Here is a 446-nt window from a genome sequence, read left to right as displayed (position 1 = left end):
GGCAACAAGTGCCAATAGCCCTCCTGATTTCCCCATAACCCAAGCACAAGCTTATGCGATTCAAGAACTTATGCGAAGGCGGAAATCGCCGGAGTGAAGCACTTCATGCCGCTTTGCTGGTGCCGTCCCTAAAAAGTCAGGGCGTTTTACGAGATAACGCGCTAACCGACCGGTCTCATCCGCGCGGCGAAGAAGCCGTCCAGACCGGAAATCCCGGGCGATTCCAGCGCCAGGTCGGCCGGCGTGGTGCGCAAAGTGCCCGCAGATGTAAGGAACGGATCGACGTCGGCGAACTCGCGGGGGCGGATCGGGTCGTCGATCACCCCTGGGCTTTCGGCAAGGAAGGTGCGGTAAAGTTCCTCGCCTTCGATCGGGTCGAGCGAGCAGTTGGAAAAGACGATGCGGCCGCCGGGCCTGACCAGCGTGACGGCGTGGGCAAGCAGCTT

1 pseudogene is annotated in these 446 nt (G+C 60.8%); it reads right to left on the bottom strand.

Annotated features, from left to right (window positions below):
• Positions 1-161: 161 nt before the first annotated feature.
• Positions 162-446: pseudogene (locus tag EN807_RS32640) on the bottom strand (MFS transporter); the annotation flags it as partial.

Origin of the sequence: Mesorhizobium sp. M5C.F.Ca.ET.164.01.1.1 (genome assembly GCF_004792125.1) — a bacterium.
Classification (GTDB): domain Bacteria; phylum Pseudomonadota; class Alphaproteobacteria; order Rhizobiales; family Rhizobiaceae; genus Mesorhizobium; species Mesorhizobium wenxiniae.
The sequence above is the reverse complement of the archived record's forward strand: the minus strand, read 5'-3'. Positions and strand labels throughout refer to the sequence as shown.